Genomic DNA, 21814 nt, shown 5'->3' with positions numbered 1-21814 from the left:
TCAGAAGGAGAAACAGTATGAAAATCATCTGGCTGGGGCATGGCTCCTTTCGCATTGAAACCGCCAATCTGGTGCTGCTGATCGATCCTTGGCTGACGGGCAATCCGATGTTGCCTGAGGATCAGCATGAGGCCGCTGTCGCAGGGGCGACGCATCTCATTCTGACCCATGCGCATTTTGACCATGTGGCCGACATGCTGCCGCTGGCGCGCAAGCTGTCCTGCCCCATCGTTGGCCAATATGACCTGATGGCCTATTGGAACGAACACGAACATCTGGAAACCATCGGCTTTAACAAAGGCGGCACGGTGAACCTCGGCGAAGGCGTGAGCCTCTCTATGGTTGCGGCGTCCCACAGCTCCACCTTCGGCAGCGATGAAGGCCCAAAGGCGGCAGGCTCGGAAGTGGGCTATATGCTGAAGGCAGAAGAGCGCACGGTCTATATCTCCGGTGACACAGACATTATGGCCGATATGGATTGGATGGGAGACTACTATCAGCCCGACATCGGCATCCTCTCCGCAGGTGGCCACTTCACCATGGACATGAAAGGCGCGGCCTATGCGGCCAAGCGCTATTTCAACTTCAAAACCGTGATCCCGTGCCACTACCGCACCTTCCCGATTCTGGCGCAATCCGCCGATGATCTGCGCGCGGGCCTGCCGGATGTGGAGGTCATCGAACCCGAGGTTATGCAGGCCATCGACATCTGATGCCCGCTACGGACTTTTCCGCTGAAGAATACGCCGCGCGCCTCACCAAGACGCGCCGCGCCATGGCGGCGCAGGGTATCGACACGCTGATTGTGGCGGACCCTTCCAACATGGCCTGGCTCACCGGCTATGACGGCTGGAGCTTTTACGTACCGCAGGCGGTGATTGTCCCTGCGTCGGGGGATCCGATCTGGTGGGGTCGCCCGCAGGACAAGGCAGGCGCGGCGCAAACCACATGGCTGTCGGCAGAAAACCTCCTTGATTGGCCGGAGGCCCATGTCCAACACCCCGACCACCATCCTTATGAGGCGCTGGTGACACATCTTCAGGCGCGCGGGCTGACCCGCAACATCGGCGTGGAGATGGACAATTATTATTACTCTGCCAAATCCCATGCGGTGCTGACGGAAGCGCTTGGACCGCTCACCGATGCAACCAGCCTCGTCAACTGGCAACGCGCGGTCAAGAGCCCTGCCGAACTGGCGATGATGCGCAAGGCCGGACGGCTCACCGCGCATATGCATGCCACTCTGCGTGCCGGTTTTCGCGCAGGCCGCCCTAAAAACGAGCTGGTGGCAGAGGTGCAAGCCGCCGGTATCGCGGGCATTGACGGGATCGCAGGCGACTACCCCGCCATCGCCCCCATCGCGCCGTCGGGTACAGAGGCCTCTGCCGCCCATATCACGTGGAACGACCGCCCGCTACGCGCTGGCGAAGCGACCTATTTTGAAATCTCAGGCTGCTTTCACCGCTACCATTGCCCCGCCAGCCGCACGCTTTACATGGGCACGCCGCCTGCAGACATCCGCCGCGCCGAAGAGGCAGTGTTGCGGGCAATTGAGGATGCCTTTGCCGCAGCCAAACCCGGAGCCACCTGCGAAGAGGTCGCCGCCTGCGTCTATGACAGCTTCGCGCGTGCGGGCTACAAAAAGGACAATCGCACCGGCTATCCCATCGGCCTCAGCTATCCGCCGGATTGGGGGGAGCGCAGCATGAGCCTGCGCCCCGGCGATACCACGGAGCTGGAAACAGGCATGACCTTTCACCTCATGCCCGGCCTCTGGACACCGGATTGGGGTGTGCCGCTGGCCGAGATCCCGCGCGAGATTTTTGTGGCAGAGACTTAGGCAGCTCAGCGGCGCGCGGCAAAGAAGTCTTTGAGAAGCGCTTCGCTTTCCGCCGCTGCGAGGCCGTCATAGATTTCGGGCACATGATGGCATTGCGCGTGAGCAAAGACGCGCGGTCCTTGCGCCACGCCGCCGCTTTTGGGATCGCCCGCACCATAATAGAGCCGCGCAATCCGCGCCTGGCTGATCGCGCTGGCGCACATCGGGCAAGGCTCCAGCGTCACATAGAGATCACAGCCCACCAGCCGCTCGCTGCCAAGCGCCGTGCAGGCCGCGCGCATGGCCAGAATTTCGGCATGCGCGGTTGGGTCATGGTCTTCGCGTGTGCGGTTGCCTGCCTTCGCCAGCACCTGACCATCCGGACCAACTACCACCGCCCCCACGGGCACCTCGCCGCGAGTGGCGGCGGCGCGGGCTTCTGCCAGCGCAAGATCCATATGGGAGGTAAATGTCATATCCCTGACATGCCTTGCCGCGCGCGGCTGCGCAATCCCCCTTCCCCGCTTGCTCTTTCCCCGCTACATGGGGGCCATGACCCAAAAACCGCCCTCCTCCCGCCGCGCTGGCAAACCACAGCGCCCTGATCGCCCTGCGAAAGCGCCTCACAAATCCGGCACGCGTGGGGCAAAGCCCGGCACGGCAAAGCCAGCCGCCGCAAAGCCCAGCCCAGATGGCGACCGCATTGCCAAGGTTCTGGCACGTGCCGGTGTGGCCTCGCGCCGCGATGCGGAGCGCATGATCGAGGCGGGCCGGGTCAGTGTGAATGGCAAAAAACTCACAAGCCCCGCGCTGAATGTGACCGACAAAGATCGCATCACGGTCGACGGCAAAGCCATCGGCACGCCGGATCACGAGCGCCTCTGGCTCTATCACAAGCCGTCTGGCCTTGTGACCACCAACCGCGACGAGAAGGGCCGGGAGACCATCTTTGACAAGCTGCCGGAAAACCTACCGCGTGTGATGACTGTCGGGCGGCTTGACCTCAACTCCGAAGGCCTGCTTTTGCTGACCAATGATGGTGGGGTCAAACGCAAGCTGGAGCTTCCAAGCACCGGCTGGCTGCGCAAATACCGCGTGCGCATCAATGGCCGTCCAACCGACGACACATTTGCGCCGCTGCGCAAAGGCATTGAGGTTGAGGGCGAGCGCTTCCAACCAATGGACATCACGCTGGACCGTCAGCAGGGCGCAAACGCCTGGGTCACCATTGGCCTGCGCGAAGGCAAAAACCGCGAGATCCGCCGCGCGATGGAGGCCATCGGCCTCACCGTGAACCGGCTCATTCGCACCTCCTATGGCCCGTTCCAATTGGGCCAGCTCAAACCCGGCGAGGTCGAAGAGGTGCGCCGCCGCGTGGTGCGCGACCAACTTGGCCTTGAGGATGCGGTGGCCCCGGAAACCCGCCGCAAACCCACGCGCCGCCGCCGCTGAACCTGCCTTGGCGCCCAAGCTCTGCGCTTTGGGCGAAGTTCCGCAAGAATGAGCCATACCCGCAGAACTTCCCCCTAGCCTTTGGGGGGCAGAGTTCTTAAGTTTCTCTGTAACTTAGCGAGGGTTGGAGCCACATGTCCTCAAGCGGTTTGCAACGGCTGGCCTTTGGTCTGCTTGTCATGTTGATCTTATATGTCTCCGTGACAGGAGGCGCGTGATGGCGCAGAAGTTCGGCGGAAAATACAGCCCTGACGGGCATCAGAAAGCACCACAACCCGCCTCAGGCGGGGGCTTTCGCGGTGCCAAACGCAGCCGCGTCGGTGGCCGCGTCAACCTGCTGTTCATCGCGCCTTTGCCCTTGATTTGGCAGGCTTTTACCTCAGAGCCAGTGGTTATGCTGCAATATCTCGCAGCACTTGGTGTCTTGCTGTTGGCGGCCTGGATGACCCGCGAAGGGCTGTTTGCCCAAGAGGCCTATGACGCCCGCAAAGTGGCCCGCCGCCCTGCCCTGCCGCGCAAGATGCTCGGCTCTGTGCTGACCGCCGCTGGCCTTGGCCTCGCGGGCATCGCAGGCCATGGCCCGCTGGATGCCATTATCTTTGCGGTGATTGGCGGCGTGTTGCATAGCTTTGCCTTTGGCCTTGATCCCATGCGGGACAAGGGCATGGCTGGGGTCAACAGCCACCAGACCGACCGCGTGGCGCGGGCCGTGGAAGAGGCCGAAGCGCATCTGTCTGCCATGCGTGAGGCAATCATGCGGGCTGGCGACCGGGCGCTGGAGCGGCGTGTGGATGCGTTTCAAACCACCGCGCGCGATCTCTTTCGCACGGTTGAAGAAGACCCCCGCGACCTGACTGCGGCACGGCGCTATCTCGGCGTCTATCTGCTTGGCGCCCGTGACGCGACGACCAAATTTGCCGATCTCTACAGCCGGACACAGGACGCCAAAGCGCGTGCCGATTATGCCGCGCTGCTGGATGATCTGGAAAAGAACTTTGCCGCCCGCACCCAAAAGCTGCTTTTGGAGGATCGCGGGGACTTGAATGTGGAAATTGATGTCCTGCGTGAGCGCCTGGAACGCGAAGGCCTGCATCAGGACACTCTGTAAGCGATTACCGACCGGAAAGGTGGATTTTAATGTCTGAGACCGTGCGCAAAAAAGCCCAAGCCGCTGTGGCGGAAATCACCGAAGCAACCGTTTCTCTGCCCGAACCTGTGGAGGCCAACGCGGTTGTGCCGCTGGCCGAGGCAGACGCGCCGGTGTCTGCGGAAATCAGCAAACGCATGGCTGAGCTGGATATGGACAACACCACGTCCATTGTCTCTTTCGGCTCTGCGGCCCAGGCGGAACTGCAAACGATTTCGCAGGCCATGCTGCAAGATGTGCGCAACAAGGATGTTGGCCCCGCCGGAGACAGCCTGCGCAATATCGTGACCACGATCCGCGGTTTCTCCGTTTCTGAGCTGGATGTGCGTCGCGAGCGCAGCTTTTGGGAAAAGCTTGTGGGCCGGGCTGCGCCCTTTGCCAAATTCACCGCCCGGTTTGAAGAGGTGCAGGATCAGATCGACCGGATCACCGACGATCTGCTGAGCCATGAGCACACCCTGCTGAAAGACATCAAATCGCTTGATCTGCTCTATGAGAAAACGCTGAATTTCTATGACGAACTGGCGCTTTATATCGCAGCAGGCGAGGCCAAGATTGCCGAGCTGGATGGCACCGACATCCCTGCCAAAGAAGCTGAGGTCGCCGCTGCGGATGAAAATGCGCAGGTGATGAAAGCCCAGGAGCTGCGCGACCTGCGCGCGGCGCGCGATGATCTGGAGCGGCGGGTGCATGACCTGAAGCTGACCCGTCAGGTCACCATGCAGTCCCTGCCTTCGATCCGCCTTGTGCAGGAAAACGACAAATCTCTGGTCACCAAGATCAACTCCACCCTGGTCAATACGGTGCCGCTCTGGGAAACCCAGCTGGCGCAGGCGGTGACCATTCAGCGCTCAGCCGAGGCGGCAGCTGCGGTGCGCGATGCCAATGACCTCACCAACGAGCTGCTGACCGCCAACGCCAAGAACCTGCGCGACACCAACAAGGCGGTGCGCACCGAAATGGAGCGCGGTGTGTTTGACATTGAGGCGGTCAAAACCGCCAATGCGGAGCTGATTGCCACCATCAATGAATCGCTGCAGATCGCGGATGCGGGCAAAGCCAAACGCGCCGCTGCAGAAGAGGACATGAAGAAGATGGAAGCCGAGCTGCGCGACACGCTGGCCTCCGCCAAAGCCCGTCAGGACGGTCTAGGGGACACCGCCGCAACCTCCGTGCCCAAGGCGTGAGGCGCGCCACTGCCATAGCGATGGGGCTCACCTTGGGCCTGCTGGCCGCCTGTGAGGAAGCAGGCGTCTCTATTCCTGCGCCCAAAGCGCCCAAGCCCAAGCCCGTGCCAGTCGAAAGCGAGCGGCTTGCCACCTACTACAGTCAGGTGCAGGCCGATCTGCTGGCGCGCGGGCTGCTGCGCACCGACGGCGGCGGGCCGGACACGCCATTCACGCCGGATATGCTGGCGCGCAATTTTGAACAGATCGCGTTTTATGATGAATACGTGCTGGATGCCGGTCTTGAGCGCGCCGCCGCCACGCCGGGGCAGCTGCGCCGCTGGGAAGGCCCGGTGCGCGTGAACCTTGAATTTGGCCCCTCGGTGCCGGAAAGCCAGCGTGCAACGGATCGCGAAACCCTTGCCGCCTATGTGCCAAGGCTGGCCCGCGTCACCGGGCATCCGATCCACCAGACCAGCGGCTCTGCCAATTTCCATGTGCTTGTGATGGGTGCAAACGACCGCGCAACGCTTGAGAAGCGGCTGGATGTGCTGCTGCCCAATGCATCGCCCCAGACCCGCGCGCTGTTCACCAATGCGCCGCGCTCGATCTATTGCTTTGTGGTGGCGCAGGCCTCTGGATCCACGCCCAATGCCTATACGTCTGCAGTGGCGCTGATCCGTGCGGAACACCCTGATTTGATGCGCAAATCCTGCCTGCAGGAGGAGGTCGCGCAGGGTCTGGGTCTGACCAATGACAGCCCGCGCGCGCGGCCCTCGATCTTTAATGATGACGAGGAATTTGCGCTTCTGACCACCCATGACGAAATGCTTCTGGGCATGCTCTATGACCCGCGCCTTGCCATTGGTATGAGCGCGGATGACGCCCGCCCTGTGCTCTACATCCTGGCCCGCGAGCAGACCGGCCAAGGATTTTAATGCGCCCATTGAAAGGACTAACAAATGGGAATTTTTGATTTTCTCACCGGCGAATTTATCGACGTCATCCATTGGGTGGATGACACCCGCGACACGCTGGTCTGGCGCTTTGAACGCGAAGGCCATGAAATCAAATACGGCGCCAAACTCACCGTGCGCGAAGGGCAATCTGCGGTGTTTGTACATGAGGGCCAGCTGGCGGATGTGTTCACGCCGGGGCTTTACATGCTTGAAACCAACAACATGCCGGTGATGACCACGCTGCAGCACTGGGATCACGGCTTCAAAAGCCCGTTCAAATCCGAGATCTACTACGTCAACACCACCCGCTTTGCCAATCTGAAGTGGGGCACCAAGAACCCGATCATGGTGCGTGATCCGGAATTCGGTCCGGTGCGCCTGCGCGCCTATGGCTCCTATGCGATCCGTGTAGTCGATCCGGCGCGGTTCCTCACCGAGATTGTGGGCACCGACGGCGAATTCACCATGGATGAGATCAGCTTCCAGATCCGCAACATCATCGTGCAGGAATTCTCCCGCGTGATCGCGGCCTCTGGCATTCCGGTGCTGGACATGGCCGCCAACACCGCCGATCTGGGCAAGCTGGTGGCGGCGGAAATCTCCGGCACCATTGCCGAATACGGCCTCGCGATCCCCGAGCTTTATATCGAGAACATCTCGCTGCCCGCCGCTGTGGAGGCCGCGATGGACAAGCGCACCTCCATGGGCATTGTCGGCGATCTGGGCAAATACACCCAGTTTTCCGCCGCAGAGGCGATGACAGCCGCCGCGCAGACGCCAAACTCCGGCATGGGCGCAGGCCTTGGCATGGGGATGGGCATGGCGATGGCGCAACAAATGGCCGCGCAAACCGCGCAGCCCCACGCCGCCCATCAGCCCGGACCATGGGGCGCCCGCCCAGCCGCGCAGGCAGCGCCCGCTCCGCAAGCAGCCAATGCGGCCCCGCCCCCGCCGCCACCGGTGGAGCATGTCTGGCATGTCGCCGAAAACGGGCAGACCCGCGGCCCTTTCTCAAAAGCCGCGCTGGGCCGGATGGCCACCGCTGGTGAGATCACCCGCCAGACCCATGTCTGGACCGCCGGTCAGGACGGCTGGAAACACGCCGAAGACGTGGCAGAACTGGCCCAGCTCTTCACCATTCTTCCGCCCCCGCCACCGGGAAGCTGAATTGAAAATCTCCTGTAGCCGGCTGCGCACACGTTCTTGATGCCGCAGCCAGGCGCAGCACTTTCTCTGCCACACACGCGATCCAACCCAGACAGCACCGACCTTTCAGATGACCGCCACACCGCCGCCCGCCCCCCAAGAGACCACCCGCTTCCCCTGTCCGCAGTGCGGGGCGGACTACAGGTTTGCGCCCGCGCAGGGCAAGCTGATCTGCGACCATTGCGGCCATGAGGAAACCACCGAACAGGGCGACCGTGCCGCTGCCATCACCGAACTGGATTTTCGCACCGCTCTGGCAGAGCAACTTCCGGCGGCGGAAGTTATGGAAACCCGTGCCACCACCTGCCCCAATTGCGCAGCCCATGTGGTTTTTGACGGGGACACCCACGCCACGGAATGCGCCTTTTGCGCGACACCTGTGGTGGTGGATACCGGCACCCACCGGCAGATCAAACCGCGCGCGGTGCTGCCGTTCCAACTCGCCGAGCCTGCGGCCCATGACGCCATGAACGACTGGCTGGGCGGGCTCTGGTTTGCCCCAAATGGCCTGCAGGATTACGCCCGCAAGGGGCGCAAGATGGATGGCATCTATGTGCCTTACTGGACCTATGATGCGGACACGAAATCCAGCTATCGCGGCGAACGCGGCACGGTTTACTACGTCACCGAAACCGTGATGCGCGACGGCAAGGCGGAGCAGCGCCGGGTGCAGAAAATCCGTTGGCGGCCTGCCTCCGGCCGCGTGGCGCGCTGGTTTGACGACATTCTGGTGCTGGCTTCAAAAGCCCTGCCAAAAAAATACACCGATGCGCTGCAGCCCTGGGATCTCTCTGCGCTGGAGCCCTACAGCCCGGAATTTCTCGCAGGATTTCAAGCCGAAGGCTACACGGTCGAACTCACCGAAGGCTATGAGGAGGCCCGCGCGCAAATGGATCGTGTGATCCGGCGCGATGTGGCTTTTGACATCGGCGGGGATCGCCAGCGCATCCACAATGTGCAAACCGCTGTCAGCGATGTGACCTTCAAACACATCCTGCTGCCGGTCTGGCTGGCGGCTTACAAATACCGCGGCAAGTCCTATCGCTTTGTGGTCAACGGCCAAACCGGTCGCGTTCAGGGCGAACGCCCCTACTCAACCTGGAAAATCGCCTTTGCCGTTGCGTGCGCAGCCCTTGCAGCCGCGGCCTTTGGCTATATCATCGCCCAAAACCAGTAAGTTTTGAGAGACAAGTGATGAGCCCCCACGCCGCATTACAGGCGTTGCTGCACGCCCGCCATTCTTGCCGCGCCTTTCGGCCTGAGCCGGTGCCGCAGGACACCATTGCGCAAATTCTTCTGGATGCAGGCCGCGCGCCCAGCTGGTGCAACGCACAGCCCTGGAAGGTCACCGTGACCTCAGGTGCAGAAACCGATGCGTTTCGCGCCACCATGGCCCAAGCCTTTGACAGCGGCGCGCCTGCGCCGGACTATCCTTTCCCGGAAACCTACACCGGCGCGCATCAGAAACGCCGCCGCACCTGCGGCATGCAGCTCTATAAGGCGGTTGGCATCGGACGTGGAGACCGTGATGCCCGCGCCCAGCAGATGCGGGAGAACTACACTCTGTTTGGCGCGCCCCACGTGGCGGTGATCTCCTGCCCCAAGGAGCTTGGCCCCTATGGTGTGCTGGATTGCGGCGGTTTCATCACCGCCTTTTGCCTCTCGGCCAAAGCACAGGGCATCGGCACCGTGCCGCAGGCGGCCTTATCGCTCTTTTCCGATGTGGTGCGTCGCCATTTTGACATCGCTGAAGATTACAACATGCTGGCCGCGATCTCCTTTGGCTTTCCCGATGATGCCGCCGCGATCAACACCTTCCGCACCGAGCGGGCGGCGCTTGACGAATTTGTGGACTGGCGTGACTGACCAATGCGGCGGCGCGGGGCTTAATCCTGCGCCGCAAGCGTGCCTTGCTGCTCCGGCAGGCGCGCCTTGGTGTCACCTGCATTCACGAAGGGCTGTGCCGTTGGGTGAATGCTTTCAGAGCGATCCGCGCTGACCAGACGCCGCGCCCGAAACAGGAAGAATTTGCCCCAGTGCCGCCAGGTGCCAACGGAAGGCGCTTGCGGGTCCATGATAAAGCGATCCCGCCAGCCATCCGGCAGCGTCAAATCACACATCTCCAGCCGCTCCAGCATCCAGACCAGCGGGATATTGGCCAAGGGACGCGCCTCCTCAAACGCCCCCAGCTGGCCGCCAATGTCGCCATGGGAGCCGCGAAACCAGACCTGTTCGATCCGCGCGTCCCAGCGGGTGGGACACATCCACATTTCCGGCTCAAACACCTCGCGCGTTTCGTCCAGCGCCAGCGCCTGAAAGCCGTGGCGCACGATGGGTGACAGATGATGGTTGTGAAAGGCATGACGCCGTTCGGTGAACCGCCACAGCAGCGGCACCCGCGCGCCCAGCGCCTTGACCGTGTCCCAGACGCCGATCATCTCGATGTCGATGCTCTCATGACAATGGGCCTGCGCAAAATCGGCGGCGGCGGCGCTGTCAGGCGTCAGCTCATAATGACGATAAGCGGTGCGGATATTGCGCTCCGTGGCGCAGCTCGCTTTCAGCAGCCCGACCCGGTCAATCACACCCGCAAGCGAGCGCACCGCAAACGCGCCCCGCGAATAGCCCATCAGAAAGATCCGGTCGCCGGGGCGGTAGCGGCTGGCGAGATAGCCATAGGCGCGGCGGATTTGGCGGTTGATCCCGCGCCCCATCATCACATTCAGCGTTTGCCGCCAGCTGTGCCACTGCACCCCCGCCTCATAGTAAAGCGACACGCCAGCCCCCAGCTCCTGCAACAGGCGGTAGGTGCGACCGGCGTTGGTCTCCTCTCCGTCCATCAGAGAGGACATGGTGCCATCCAGAATAATCACATGGGTGACGGGGCCGCGACGCGGGGCCGTGGGCGAGTGGCGGGCCGCAAATTTACCGGCCAGCCAAGAGGTTATGCGTTCATGCAGCCGTATCTTGTGCCTCATTCAACATTTGCCAGACGCGGTGCGGCGTAAACGGCATATCCGCCTGTCGCACGCCGCGCTCCCAGAGCGCATCCTGAACCGCATTGGCCGCTGCGGCCATGGCCCCAACCGTGCCAGCCTCACCACAGCCTTTCATGCCCATGATATTGGCGGTCGAAGGCACGGCCTCGATGGTAAAGCCAATCATCGGCACATCGCTGGCGCGCGGCATCGCGTAATCCATGAAGGTGGCGGTCAACAGCTGACCTTCCTCATCATAGACCACATGCTCCATCAGCGCCTGACCAATGCCCTGCGCCACGCCACCGTGGACCTGCCCTTCTGCGAGCATCGGATTGATCAGATTGCCAAAGTCATCGACCACAGTGTAGCGCTCCAAAGTCACCTGACCCGTTTCCGGGTCAACCTCGACCTCCGCCAGATGCGCCCCGTTGGGGAAGCTGCGCGCGGGCAGCGTTGTGCGTTCTTCATGCACCATCAGATCAGTGCGCCCATCCGCGCGCGCCATCTCTGCCGCCTCAAGGAAGGTCGGATGTAGATTAGAGCCTTCTGCGCGGAATTGCTCATCATCAAATGTCACGTCCTCGGCATCCACACCCATCTTCTCTGCAAGATACGGGGTAAATGCTTTAATCATGGTTTCCACGGTCGCCAGTGTCGCAGTATTTTGCACCGTCACAGAACGCGAGCCGCCAGTGCCGCCGCCCTGTTTGATCCGATCACTGTCGCCCTGCACCACCTCTATGAGCGCGGTCGGAATGCCGGTCTGGTCGCTGAGGAACTGGGCGTAAACCGTCTCATGGCCCTGCCCGTTGGACTGCGTGCCCACATAGATCGAGACCGTGCCATCCTCATTGAACTCCACCCGCGCGCTTTCGCTCGGATCGCCAAGGATACTTTCAATATAGTAGCACAGCCCCGCGCCGCGCAACTTGCCCGCAGCCGCGCTGGCCGCTTTGCGCGCGGCAAAGCCTGCCACGTCGCCAAAGGCTTCCATCCGGCTCAGCACACGGTCAAAATCGCCCACGTCATAGGTTTCATCCGTGGCGCTCTTGTATGGGAAAGCCGCATTCGGGATGAAATTGCGCCGACGCAGCTCCCAACCGCTCACGCCCAATTCCCGTGCGGCGCGGTCCATCAGCCGCTCCAACGCATAAATCGCCTCTGGCCGCCCAGCGCCGCGATAGGCATCCACAGGTGTGGTGTTGGTGTAGATCCCATCAACCTGCAGCCAGGTGGTCTGCACATCATAGACGCCCATGAGAACACGGCTGAACAATGTGGTCTGGATCGCTTGGGCAAATTGCGAGTTATAGGCACCCATATTGGCAGTGGTTTTCACGCGATAGGCGGTGGCTTTGAGTTTTTCGTCAAACGCCATCTCCACCAGCGAGGTCAGATCGCGACCGGCGTTGTCTGACAGCATCGCCTCTGTGCGCTCCGCCATCCAGCGCACAGGCTTGCCAACCACGCGCGCCGCATGGGCAATCACCAGAGGCTCCTGATAAATCATGCCTTTCATGCCGAAACCGCCGCCGGTATCGGGGTTGGTGACCCGCACATTGGCCGCATCGATTTTCAGCGCACGCGCCACTTCGTTTTTTGGCCCCCAGACGCCCTGACCATTGTTGGCCACATGGACCTTGTCGCCATCCCATTCCGCGTAAGCGCCGCGCGGCTCCATGGAATTCACGATGATGCGGTTGTCGCCCACCTCAAGGCTGACCACATGCGCCGCCTTCGCAAAGGCCGCCTCGGTTGCGGCCTCATCGCCAAGCCCCCAGTCAAAGGCGAGGTTGTCTGAGGCTTCCTCATGCAGCTGTTCACCGCCACGCGCCAGCGCGATATGTGCCGGGCGGTCTTCATAATCAAACAGGATCATCTCGGCCGCGTCGCGCGCCTGATCCAGCGTTTCCGCAACAATCACTGCCACCGGCTCGCCAACATAGCGCACACGCCCATTGGCAAGCAAAGGCCGCTCCGGTTTTGCCCCCATGCTGCCATCGCGGTTTTTGACCTGCGTGCCGGGCAGAGTGGCGTCGAGCCCAGCGGCCACCAGATCGGCTTGGGTGAGCACACAGGCCACGCCTTCCGCCTCTCGCGCATCCGCCACATCCAGCTCTGTGATATCCCCATGCGCCACGGGGGAGCGCAGGAAGTAAGCGTGCAAAGCACCCTCCGGCGCGATGTCCTCAACATACTGACCCTGGCCTGTCAAAAACCGTGTGTCCTCGACCCGTTTGACCGGCTGACTCTTCCCGAACTTTTCCATGGCTGGCTGCTCCCTGCGCGTGGCTCCAGAGGTGACTGTATCGCCCCGCCCGCCCGTGTCCAGCCCATGTTACGCTGCACGACGTTGCGACCGTCACCATATTGTGAGGCAATCTGCGCGTCGGGCAAGACGGCTCAGTCCCATCCCTGCGTGGCCACCCAATCCAGCAGCCAGTCGCGAAACTGACGCGCCGGTTTGCGCAATCCGCGCAGATCCTCATAGATCAGGTGATAGGCTTGGGAGCCACGCACGTGAAAGCCTTCCAGACAGGGCTGCAAGCCTGCGCCGCGCATCTCGCCATCGCTGGCTGGTGCGCGCGCCAAAGCGATCCCGCGCCCTTCACGCGCCATCGACATGGCCATGATCGTGCTGTCGGCAAACACCATACGCCCAGCGCCGGGCCGCACACGCGCCTCCTCCAGCACCTGCCGCCAGCCGGAACGATGGGTGCCCACCTCTATCAACGGCCATTGCAGCAAATCGCCGGGCTGTGAAATCTGCGCGGCGATCTCCGGCAGGGCCACCGGAAACAGCCATTCCCCCATGATCCGGTCACTTTCGGCCCCGTAAGCGTGCGGATTGCCAAAGATGATTTTCAGATCGCTGAACCCGCTCTGCAGATCCCGCGCCGAATTGCCGGTGCTCAGCATAACCGAGACACCGGGATGCTGCGCCTCAAAGTCCTTCAGCCCCCGCGCCAGAATGCCATGGGCAAAGATCAGAACACACTGCAGGTACAGCCCTTGCTCCCGGCTCTGGCCAAAAATGCCCTCTGTGGCCTCCTCCAGCGTCATCAGCGCCTGCTGCACCGGCGGGAGATAAGCCCGACCCGCCTCTGTGAGCCGCACCGAATGGGCATGGCGCTCAAACAGCGGCGCGCCGAGTTTTTCCTCAAGGCTGCGCACCTGCTGGCTCACCGCCGCAGCCGACATATTGAGCTGCTCCGCCGCCCGCGCAAAGCTCTCCGCCCGGGCTGCTGCCTCAAACACGCGCAGCCAGTTCAGTGATGGCACCCGTTTCTGCATAGGTCGAGCATAAGAAAAACTTAACCTCCCCGTCCACAACCATCATGCTGCGATTTTGCCCCCTCTGCGTATCGTTTTGGCAAGCAGCCACGGGAGGCCCCATGCCCCAAGACACCCTCAGCCAGCACCAACAGAGCCAATATTGGGAAGACGGCTACCTCTTCCCGCTGGATGTCATGCCCGCCGCCGAGGCCGCCGCGTGGCGCGCAGAGCTCGAAACCATCGAGCGGGACTGGCTCACCGCCGACCTGCCGCTGCCGCTCAACAGCTACAAACGGGTGAACAGCCATGTGGTTTTGCCCATGGCCGCGCGCCTCGCCGCCGATCCGCGCGTACTTGATATCGTCGAAAGCGTGCTTGGCCCCAACATTCTGGTCTGGAGCGCGGAGTTCTTCATCAAGGAACCCAAGACCGAGGCTTTTGTCTCCATGCACCAAGACCTCACCTATTGGGGCTTGGGCGAGATTGACGGGCTGGTGACTGCGTGGATTGCGCTCTCGCCTGCCACAAAGACCTCAGGCTGTATGGAGTTTGTCAGCGGCAGCCACAAGAACCCGATCCTGCCGCATACGGACACCCATGGTGCGGACAACCTGCTGTCGCGCGGTCAAGAAATCGCCGTGGACATAGCTGACGAGGACCGCACCGCCATCGAACTGCAACCCGGCCAGATGTCTTTGCATCACGGCCTCACCATTCACGGCTCCGGCCCCAACAGCGCGGATGACCGCCGCATCGGCTTTGTGATCCGCTACATCCGCCCGGAAATCGCCCAACAGGTGGCCGACAAAGACTACGCCATGCTGGTGCGCGGCGTGGACCGCATCGGCAACTTCATCCATGTTGCACCGCCCCCGACCGCTTTTGCGCCAGAGGCCGTGCGCCTTTACGAAGAAATCAGAACCGCCCAAGCCGCCGCCCTCATGAAAGGCAGCAAAGACACCAAAAGGCTCTACGGATGACACAAGAACCCAAGCAGGAACCCAAAATGGACAAAGTGGCCTTCACCCAGATGAAGGACGGCACCAAAGAGGAATATGAATTCCTCAACGCGCTGGAAATTGACCACACCAAACACACCGCCGACCGGCTGATGAAGGCGCTGGTGGAGCTTGATGAAAGCCTCTCAGGCTATCAGATCACGCGCCTTGGCCATTCCCTGCAATCTGCCACGCGCGCCTGGCGCGACGGCGCGGACACGGATTGGGTTGTCGCCGCTCTGCTGCACGACATTGGCGACATCTACGCGCCTTACAATCACGACGAATACGCCGCCACGATCCTCAAACCTTTTGTCCGGGAGCAGTGCAAATGGGTGGTAGAAACCCATGGCGACTTCCAGATGGTTTACTACGGCCAGCATCTGGACGGCTACGACCAGAACAAACGCGAGCGCCATCGGGGCCATCCCTATTTTGAGGACAACGAAGTGTTCTGCGAGCGCTGGGATCAGGCCAGCTTTGACCCGGAGTATGACACGCTGCCACTGTCGTTCTTTGCCCCGATGGTGCGCGAGGTCTTTGACCGCCCCGCCTATGACCCCGCGGTGATCCGCCCCGGCGAGCGCGTGCCACTGACCGATGCGGCCATGGCTGCCGAGCGCGCGGACGCTTAGCGCAGCGCATTGGGTATTTTTGACCTGTAAGAAGAGCGCGCCCGCCCCATGCCCTCTGGCACAACAATGGGGCGGGGGCGCTTTTCCGCCATCCCGCACAAAACACCCCGCAAACCCGTCCTTTGCGGTGCAGATGCGCTTGATCACCAAGCTTTAAGCAATTCTCCCCGCTTCCCGCTTCCCCTTTGCCTGCGCTTTCGCTAGAGACAGGTCCGATTGATAAACGGCCCGACCGACAAAAGGGATCAGACCAATGGCGATGGAAAAGACCTTCAACGCAGCCGAAGCCGAAGGCCGGCTCTATGACGCATGGGAAAAAGCAGGCTGCTTCACCGCAGGCGCAAATGCAAAGCCCGGGGCCTCCACCTACTGCATCATGATCCCGCCGCCCAATGTGACCGGCGTGCTGCACATGGGCCACGCGTTCAACAACACGCTGCAGGACATCCTGATCCGCTGGAAGCGCATGCAGGGCTTTGACACGCTCTGGCAGCCGGGCACCGACCACGCGGGCATCGCCACCCAGATGGTTGTGGAGCGCAAACTGGCCGAAACCCAGCAACCCTCCCGCCGCGAGCTGGGCCGTGAGAAATTCCTTGAGAAAGTCTGGGACTGGAAAGGCGAAAGCGGCGGCACCATTGTGAACCAGCTCAAGCGCCTTGGCGCGTCCTGTGACTGGGACCGCGAAGCCTTCACCATGTCCGGCGCACCCGGTGCCCCGGCCGATGTGGCGGGCGGCAACTTCCACGATGCGGTGCTGAAAGTCTTTGTTGAGATGTACAACAAGGGCCTGATCTATCGCGGCAAGCGCCTCGTGAACTGGGACCCGCATTTTGAAACCGCGATTTCCGACCTCGAAGTGGAAAACATCGAAGTCGCAGGCCACATGTGGCACTTCAAATACCCGCTCGCAAATGGCGCCACCTACACCTATGTCGAGAAGGACGAGGACGGCAACGTCGTGCTGGAAGAAGAGCGTGACTATATCTCCATCGCCACCACGCGGCCTGAAACCATGCTGGGCGACGGCGCTGTGGCCGTGCACCCGTCTGATGAGCGCTATGCGCCGATCATTGGCCAGCTCTGCGAGATCCCGGTTGGGCCAAAAGAGCACCGCCGCCTGATCCCGATCATCACCGATGAATACCCGGACAAAGACTTCGGCTCCGGTGCGGTGAAAATCACCGGCGCGCATGATTTCAACGACTATCAGGTCGCCAAGCGCGGCGGCATTCCGATGTACCGCCTGATGGACACCAAAGGCGCGATGCGCGCGGACGGCGAAGACTACGCCTCTGCCGCCACCCTTGCGATGGCTGTGGCCAAAGGCGAACAAACTCTCACCGAAAACCAAGCTGACGCGGTCAACCTCGTGCCAGACGAGCTGCGCGGGCTGGATCGCTTTGAGGCGCGCAAACTGGTGGTCGAGCAGATCACATCAGAAGGCCTCGCCGTGACCTTCGCGGAGACCTACGTCGATGAGGAAGGCCATGAGGCCACCCGAGAGGTGCCGATGGTCGAAAACAAACCGATCATGCAGCCCTTTGGGGACCGCTCCAAAGTGGTGATCGAGCCCATGCTGACCGACCAGTGGTTTGTGGATGCAGAGAAAGTGGTCGGCCCGGCGCTGGACGCGGTGCGCGACGGCACCGTAAAAATTCTGCCGGAGTCCGGTGAGAAAACCTATTATCACTGGCTGGAAAACATCGAGCCCTGGTGTATCTCCCGCCAACTGTGGTGGGGTCACCAGATACCGGTGTGGTACGGTCTTGATCTGTCCGCAGAGGACTTCAAAGACGACGAGACCAATGGCGCGCTTGATCTTGTTGAAATGGGCCGTTTGCTTGGCGAAGGCGGCATGCTGCACCGGGGCAATGTCATGCACTGCGCCGCAAGCTTTGACGATGTCGCCGCGCAGTTTCTGGACGACAACGCCAACATCCCCGCACCGCTGAACAACGCCAAAGTGGTTGAGGTCGCGGACAAACATGAAGCCATCCACATGCTGGCCGAAAGCCTCGCGCAATTTGTGGTGGATCAGGATCCGCTGAAGCTGGTCTTCCCGGTCTGGCGTGATCCGGACGTGCTCGACACATGGTTCTCTTCCGGCCTCTGGCCCATCGGCACACTGGGCTGGCCTGAGCAGACCGACGAACTGGCAAAATACTTCCCGACCTCCACGCTGGTCACCGGTCAGGACATCCTGTTCTTCTGGGTCGCGCGCATGATGATGATGCAGCTTGCTGTGGTCGATCAGATCCCGTTTGACACGGTTTATCTGCATGGTCTTGTGCGCGACGCCAAGGGCAAGAAGATGTCCAAATCCACCGGCAACGTGATGGACCCGCTGGAGATCATTGATGAGTACGGTGCTGACGCGCTGCGCTTCTCCTCTGCGGCCATGGCGGCTCTGGGCGGCGTGCTGAAACTCGACATGCAGCGCATCGCGGGCTACCGCAACTTCGGCACCAAGCTCTGGAACGCCGCGCGCTTTGCCGAGATGAACGGCGTGTTTGAAGACGACGTCACAGCCTGGAGCGGTGATACCCTCAGCCAGACCGCAAACCTCTGGATTGTCGGCGAAACCGCAAAAGTGCGCGAAGAGTTCGATGCGGCGCTGGAAAGCTTCCGCTTCAACGATGCCGCCAGCGCGCTTTACGCCTTTGTCTGGGGCAAGGTCTGTGACTGGTATCTGGAGTTCTCCAAGCCGCTCTTCTCCTCAGAGGACGCCGCAGCGGTGGCCGAAACCAAAGCCACCATGCGCTGGGTCATCGACCAGTGCCTGATCCTGTTGCACCCGATCATGCCGTTCATCACCGAAGAGCTCTGGGGCAACCTTGGCGACCGCGCCAAAATGCTGGTGCACGCCGACTGGCCGGCCTACACGGCGGCAGAGTTTGTCAACGCCAAAGCCGACCGCGAGATGAACTGGGTGATTTCCGTGATCGACAACATCCGCTCCGTGCGCGCCCAGATGGGCGTGAACGCGGGCGCAAAAATCGATGTGGTTGTGAGCGAGATCACCGAGGAAAACCGCGCCGCCTTTGCCGCCAACCAGGCGCTGATCTTCAAGATCGCGCGTGTGGTGTCACTTGAGGAAGTCGCCGCGTTCCCCAAAGGCACCGCAACCGTGGCGGTCGATGGCGCGACTTTTGGTCTGCCGCTTGCCGACATCATCGACATTGATGCGGAAAAAGCCCGCCTTGAGAAGGGTCTTGGCAAACTCGCCAAGGAACTTGGCGGTCTGCGCGGGCGTCTGAACAACCCCAAATTCGTCGCCTCTGCGCCGGATGAGGTGGTGGAAGAAGCCCGTGAAAACCTCGCCGCGCGTGAGGCCGAAGAGGCCAAGATCAAAGGCGCTCTGGCAAAGCTCGCAGAGTTGGACTGAAGCCCTTTAAAACCAGACGGATCATGCCTATTCTCTGGGCATGATCCGCAGCTTTTCAAACCTCATCGAACGTCAGATCAAAAAGGCTCAGGCACAGGGCCAGCTGAGCGGTCTTGAGGGCGAAGGCAAACCACTCCCTAAACGTCATGACGGTGAAGATGCCGCCACCTCTGTGGGCCACTCCATCATGGCGCGCGCAGGCGTTCTGCCGCGGGAATTCAAACTCAAAGAGGCGCTTGAGGCGGCCAAACAGGACTGGCAGCAAGCCACAGATCCTGCGGAGAAAAAGCGCCTGATGGCAAAAATCTCCGAGCTGGAACTGGCCTATAACATCGAACGCGATGCCTACCGCAAGTTCCTGAAGTAGCCCTTGGGCTTTCCCATTCGTCAAATATACCCGGGGTATGGGGGCTGGCCCCCATGTGCTTCATTGCCCCTGATCACTACACCGGCCGGCAATGCCGCAAAGCTTGCGCACAAAACCAGCCGCACGTCCCGCGCTTATTTAAAAACCGGTGCCCGTTTCTGCAGATTGGCGGCAATCACCTCCATCTGATGCGGCTTACCCATCAGCGTGGTCTGCACGCGGCTTTCCTCCAGCAGCACAGCATCCTCATCCGCCGCGTGGGTTTCTGCAAACCCGATCAGCGCTTTGGCTGCGCGAATGGCCGAAGGGCTTTTGCCTGCGATTTCCTCAGCAAGCGCCAGCGCTGCGGCCAGCGGATCGTCCACCACCTCGGTCACCAGCCCCCAGTCCGCAGCCTGCGCCGCTTCAAACGGGGTCGCGGTGTAGGTCAGCTTGCGGATCACATCGGAGCGGGTGAGTTGCGGCAGAAGCACCATGCCGCCCATATCCGGCACAATGCCCCATTTCATCTCCATCACAGACATCTTCGTGCCCGGCGCGGCAAAGCGCACATCCGTGCCCAGCGCGATCTGCAGCCCGCCGCCATAGGCCACGCCCTGCAGCGCGCAGATCACCGGCACCGGCAGCTTGCGCCAGACCATGGCCACCTGCTGAAACAGATTGCTGTTTCCAAAGCGGCGCGGCATCAACAGCTCTTCCGGATCCTTGCCCGCCATCGCCCCAAAGGACATCACATCGAGCCCCGCGCAGAAGGCTTTGCCTTCGCCTGAGAGCACCACCACGCGGACGTCCTCGTTGTCCATCAGGCTCTCGCCCGCAGCTGCAATGGCCTCCAGCATCTCCGGATCCAGCGCATTCATTTTATCTCCGCGTGTCAAAGTCACGCGGGCTATGTGGTTCTCAATCTCTACAGAAACGCGGGCCATGCTGCTCTCCTCCCAAAGGCAATACTTGCCACACACTCCGACGCGCTCCGGCAAAAATCCACCCTGACGTGAGGGCAATTCCACTTGTCCCGCATAAGCATATGCGGCACCTTCCGCGCCATGACCGGACCTCGCTATACCAAATTGGCCCAAGGCCTGCCCGCCACCGTTCCTTTTGTCGGCCCCGAAGCGCAGGAGCGCGCCTTGGGCCACGCGTTTGCCGCCCGCATGGGTGCCAATGAAAACATCTTTGGCCCTTCTCCCAAAGCCATTGCCGCCATGGCACAGGCAACAGATGGCATCTGGATGTATGGCGATCCGGAAAGTTTTGAGCTGCGCCACGCGCTGGCCGCCCATCACAAGGTCGACGCCGACAACATTGTGGTTGGCGAAGGCATCGACGGGTTGCTTGGCTATCTGGTCCGCCTGCTGATTGAGCCGGGTGATGCGGTGGTCACATCGCTCGGGGCCTATCCGACCTTCAACTATCACGTGGCAGGCTTTGGCGGTGTGCTGCACGCGGTGCCTTACAAAGACGACGCGGAAGACCTGCCTGCGCTGCTGTCCAAGGCCGCGGAAGTGGGCGCAAAGCTTGTCTACTTCGCCAATCCCGACAATCCGATGGGCAGCTGGTTCAAAGGCACTGATATCGCCGCACAGTTTGACAATATCCCTGAGGGCTGCCTGCTTCTGCTGGATGAAGCCTATGTGGAGCTCGCACCAGAAGGCACCGCCGCCCCGGTGGAGATCGAAGATCCGCGTGTGATCCGCATGCGCACTTTCTCCAAAGGTTACGGCATGGCCGGTGCCCGTGTGGGCTATGCCATGGGGGCCAAGGAGCTGATCCGCGCCTTTGAGAAGATCCGCAATCATTTTGGCATGAACCGCGCCGCACAGGCCGGGGCGCTGGCCGCACTTGAGGACAACGACTGGCTGCACTCCACCTGTGACAAGGTTGCGGCCGCGCGGGCTGAAATCACCCGCATCGCTACCGCGCATGGCCTGAAGGCTCTGCCCTCAGCGACCAATTTTGTCACCATAGACTGCGGCCAGGACGGCGCCTTTGCCAAATCGGTGCTTGAAGGCCTCGTGGCGCGCGGCATCTTTGTGCGTATGCCGTTTGTAGAGCCGCAAAACCGCTGCATCCGCGTCAGCTGCGCCCCTGCCGAGGATCTGGCCCTGTTTGACGCCGCTCTTGGCGAGACGCTGTCGGCACTTTCCGGCTAGCCCGCCCTGTTCACGAATATTTTCCTATGGTGCGGGCAAACTCGGGGTAGTCTGTCTGTAGGAGAATGCACAATGTCAGGTCCGGTACAGTCTGCACCGAACTACACCAACGCCGCGCTGGTCATGGGGTTTGTAAACCTCATGTGGGTCTTTGTTCTGATCTTTATTCTTTGGGGAATGCCCGCAGTGATGGTGCTGGCGGTGATTTTGAACGCAGGCATTGATCGGCTCGCGCGCCGCAAAGACCGGCACGCGCCCAGATCGTAA

General features: G+C 61.5%; 20 protein-coding genes. 15 read left to right on the top strand and 5 right to left on the bottom strand.

The annotated features are described in order from the left end of the window. The first annotated feature begins 17 nt into the window (after positions 1–17). Together J7412_RS10380 and J7412_RS10375 are read left to right on the top strand one after the other, a co-directional pair. On the top strand, positions 18–713 hold the full coding sequence (locus tag J7412_RS10380) for a metal-dependent hydrolase (protein ID WP_209078581.1): 696 nt from the start codon (positions 18–20) through the stop codon (positions 711–713). After that, complete coding sequence (locus tag J7412_RS10375; protein WP_209078580.1) at positions 713–1840, top strand: M24 family metallopeptidase; 1128 nt, start codon at positions 713–715, stop codon at positions 1838–1840. The genes J7412_RS10380 and J7412_RS10375 overlap by 1 nt, the downstream gene beginning before the upstream one ends. Before the next feature lie 5 nt (positions 1841–1845). On the opposite strand, the gene J7412_RS10370 is transcribed toward J7412_RS10375, so the two are convergent. Continuing rightward, positions 1846–2295, bottom strand: a complete 450-nt coding sequence (locus J7412_RS10370; RefSeq protein ID WP_209078579.1) for a nucleoside deaminase — start codon at positions 2293–2295, stop codon at positions 1846–1848. Positions 2296–2371: 76 nt separating this feature from the next. Here J7412_RS10370 and J7412_RS10365 point away from each other — a divergent pair, with 76 nt between their 5' ends. The 7 genes from J7412_RS10365 to J7412_RS10335 all read left to right on the top strand — a co-directional run bounded on the left by J7412_RS10365 (position 2372) and on the right by J7412_RS10335 (position 9615). Then, entirely contained in the window at positions 2372–3271 is a 900-nt protein-coding gene (locus tag J7412_RS10365; protein WP_209078578.1) for a pseudouridine synthase, read from the top strand. Positions 3272–3488: 217 nt separating this feature from the next. Then, the gene (locus tag J7412_RS10360; protein WP_209078577.1) at positions 3489–4379 is read left to right on the top strand and encodes a 5-bromo-4-chloroindolyl phosphate hydrolysis family protein; all 891 of its coding nucleotides are present in this window, start codon (positions 3489–3491) and stop codon (positions 4377–4379) included. 29 nt (positions 4380–4408) lie between these two features. Further along, positions 4409–5605: a toxic anion resistance protein gene (locus J7412_RS10355; RefSeq protein WP_209078576.1), complete on the top strand. Its 1197-nt coding sequence runs from the start codon at positions 4409–4411 to the stop codon at positions 5603–5605. 20 nt (positions 5606–5625) lie between these two features. Continuing rightward, positions 5626–6522: a DUF2927 domain-containing protein gene (locus tag J7412_RS10350; protein ID WP_209078575.1), complete on the top strand. Its 897-nt coding sequence runs from the start codon at positions 5626–5628 to the stop codon at positions 6520–6522. 24 nt (positions 6523–6546) lie between these two features. Next, complete coding sequence (locus tag J7412_RS10345; protein WP_209078574.1) at positions 6547–7710, top strand: SPFH domain-containing protein; 1164 nt, start codon at positions 6547–6549, stop codon at positions 7708–7710. A 109-nt stretch (positions 7711–7819) separates the two neighbouring features. After that, positions 7820–8926 (top strand): TFIIB-type zinc finger domain-containing protein, encoded by a 1107-nt coding sequence (locus tag J7412_RS10340; protein WP_209078573.1) that lies wholly within the window; start codon positions 7820–7822, stop codon positions 8924–8926. 17 nt (positions 8927–8943) lie between these two features. Continuing rightward, positions 8944–9615 (top strand): nitroreductase, encoded by a 672-nt coding sequence (locus J7412_RS10335; RefSeq protein ID WP_209078572.1) that lies wholly within the window; start codon positions 8944–8946, stop codon positions 9613–9615. A 20-nt stretch (positions 9616–9635) separates the two neighbouring features. On the opposite strand, the gene J7412_RS10330 is transcribed toward J7412_RS10335, so the two are convergent. The 3 genes from J7412_RS10330 to J7412_RS10320 all read right to left on the bottom strand — a co-directional run bounded on the left by J7412_RS10330 (position 9636) and on the right by J7412_RS10320 (position 14012). Beyond that, on the bottom strand, positions 9636–10727 hold the full coding sequence (locus J7412_RS10330) for a DUF2235 domain-containing protein (protein WP_209078571.1): 1092 nt from the start codon (positions 10725–10727) through the stop codon (positions 9636–9638). Further along, positions 10702–12999 carry a xanthine dehydrogenase family protein molybdopterin-binding subunit gene (locus tag J7412_RS10325; protein ID WP_209078570.1) on the bottom strand — a complete coding sequence of 766 codons (2298 nt, stop codon included), beginning with the start codon at positions 12997–12999 and terminating at the stop codon, positions 10702–10704. Before J7412_RS10325 ends, J7412_RS10330 begins: the two co-directional genes overlap by 26 nt. Before the next feature lie 134 nt (positions 13000–13133). Beyond that, positions 13134–14012 carry a LysR family transcriptional regulator gene (locus J7412_RS10320; RefSeq protein WP_348540490.1) on the bottom strand — a complete coding sequence of 293 codons (879 nt, stop codon included), beginning with the start codon at positions 14010–14012 and terminating at the stop codon, positions 13134–13136. 113 nt (positions 14013–14125) lie between these two features. On the opposite strand from J7412_RS10320, the gene J7412_RS10315 reads away from it, so the two are divergent. From J7412_RS10315 to J7412_RS10300, 4 genes are all read left to right on the top strand, one after another. Then, positions 14126–14986 carry a phytanoyl-CoA dioxygenase family protein gene (locus J7412_RS10315; RefSeq protein ID WP_209078568.1) on the top strand — a complete coding sequence of 287 codons (861 nt, stop codon included), beginning with the start codon at positions 14126–14128 and terminating at the stop codon, positions 14984–14986. A gap of 26 nt (positions 14987–15012) precedes the next feature. After that, complete coding sequence (locus J7412_RS10310) at positions 15013–15639, top strand: HD domain-containing protein (protein ID WP_209078756.1); 627 nt, start codon at positions 15013–15015, stop codon at positions 15637–15639. Positions 15640–15892: 253 nt separating this feature from the next. After that, entirely contained in the window at positions 15893–19027 is a 3135-nt protein-coding gene (locus J7412_RS10305) for a valine--tRNA ligase (protein ID WP_209078567.1), read from the top strand. A gap of 40 nt (positions 19028–19067) precedes the next feature. Continuing rightward, on the top strand, positions 19068–19394 hold the full coding sequence (locus J7412_RS10300; RefSeq protein ID WP_209078566.1) for a DUF1992 domain-containing protein: 327 nt from the start codon (positions 19068–19070) through the stop codon (positions 19392–19394). Positions 19395–19528: 134 nt separating this feature from the next. Here the strand turns inward: J7412_RS10300 and J7412_RS10295 are convergent, their stop codons facing one another. Further along, complete coding sequence (locus tag J7412_RS10295) at positions 19529–20320, bottom strand: crotonase/enoyl-CoA hydratase family protein (protein ID WP_209078565.1); 792 nt, start codon at positions 20318–20320, stop codon at positions 19529–19531. A 120-nt stretch (positions 20321–20440) separates the two neighbouring features. Between J7412_RS10295 and J7412_RS10290 the strand changes: the two genes are divergently transcribed. Beyond that, positions 20441–21547, top strand: a complete 1107-nt coding sequence (locus J7412_RS10290; protein WP_209078564.1) for a pyridoxal phosphate-dependent aminotransferase — start codon at positions 20441–20443, stop codon at positions 21545–21547. A 72-nt stretch (positions 21548–21619) separates the two neighbouring features. Further along, the gene (locus J7412_RS10285; RefSeq protein WP_209078563.1) at positions 21620–21814 is read left to right on the top strand and encodes a hypothetical protein; all 195 of its coding nucleotides are present in this window, start codon (positions 21620–21622) and stop codon (positions 21812–21814) included.

The sequence above is a fragment of the Shimia sp. R9_3 genome (assembly GCF_017743755.1).
In the GTDB taxonomy this organism is placed as follows: Bacteria; Pseudomonadota; Alphaproteobacteria; order Rhodobacterales; family Rhodobacteraceae; genus Shimia.
The sequence above is the reverse complement of the archived record's forward strand: the minus strand, read 5'-3'. Positions and strand labels throughout refer to the sequence as shown.

Coding starts and splice junctions, on each gene's coding strand:
- J7412_RS10340 (WP_209078573.1), top strand. CDS start 7,820: ATGACCGCCACACCGCCGCCCGCCCCCCAAGAGACCACCCGCTTCCCC.
- J7412_RS10300 (WP_209078566.1), top strand. CDS start 19,068: ATGATCCGCAGCTTTTCAAACCTCATCGAACGTCAGATCAAAAAGGCT.
- J7412_RS10305 (WP_209078567.1), top strand. CDS start 15,893: ATGGCGATGGAAAAGACCTTCAACGCAGCCGAAGCCGAAGGCCGGCTC.
- J7412_RS10370 (WP_209078579.1), bottom strand. CDS start 2,295: ATGACATTTACCTCCCATATGGATCTTGCGCTGGCAGAAGCCCGCGCC.
- J7412_RS10285 (WP_209078563.1), top strand. CDS start 21,620: ATGTCAGGTCCGGTACAGTCTGCACCGAACTACACCAACGCCGCGCTG.
- J7412_RS10295 (WP_209078565.1), bottom strand. CDS start 20,320: ATGGCCCGCGTTTCTGTAGAGATTGAGAACCACATAGCCCGCGTGACT.
- J7412_RS10310 (WP_209078756.1), top strand. CDS start 15,013: ATGGACAAAGTGGCCTTCACCCAGATGAAGGACGGCACCAAAGAGGAA.
- J7412_RS10355 (WP_209078576.1), top strand. CDS start 4,409: ATGTCTGAGACCGTGCGCAAAAAAGCCCAAGCCGCTGTGGCGGAAATC.
- J7412_RS10380 (WP_209078581.1), top strand. CDS start 18: ATGAAAATCATCTGGCTGGGGCATGGCTCCTTTCGCATTGAAACCGCC.
- J7412_RS10375 (WP_209078580.1), top strand. CDS start 713: ATGCCCGCTACGGACTTTTCCGCTGAAGAATACGCCGCGCGCCTCACC.
- J7412_RS10290 (WP_209078564.1), top strand. CDS start 20,441: ATGACCGGACCTCGCTATACCAAATTGGCCCAAGGCCTGCCCGCCACC.
- J7412_RS10325 (WP_209078570.1), bottom strand. CDS start 12,999: ATGGAAAAGTTCGGGAAGAGTCAGCCGGTCAAACGGGTCGAGGACACA.
- J7412_RS10315 (WP_209078568.1), top strand. CDS start 14,126: ATGCCCCAAGACACCCTCAGCCAGCACCAACAGAGCCAATATTGGGAA.
- J7412_RS10330 (WP_209078571.1), bottom strand. CDS start 10,727: ATGAGGCACAAGATACGGCTGCATGAACGCATAACCTCTTGGCTGGCC.
- J7412_RS10365 (WP_209078578.1), top strand. CDS start 2,372: ATGACCCAAAAACCGCCCTCCTCCCGCCGCGCTGGCAAACCACAGCGC.
- J7412_RS10350 (WP_209078575.1), top strand. CDS start 5,626: ATGGGGCTCACCTTGGGCCTGCTGGCCGCCTGTGAGGAAGCAGGCGTC.
- J7412_RS10360 (WP_209078577.1), top strand. CDS start 3,489: ATGGCGCAGAAGTTCGGCGGAAAATACAGCCCTGACGGGCATCAGAAA.
- J7412_RS10335 (WP_209078572.1), top strand. CDS start 8,944: ATGAGCCCCCACGCCGCATTACAGGCGTTGCTGCACGCCCGCCATTCT.
- J7412_RS10345 (WP_209078574.1), top strand. CDS start 6,547: ATGGGAATTTTTGATTTTCTCACCGGCGAATTTATCGACGTCATCCAT.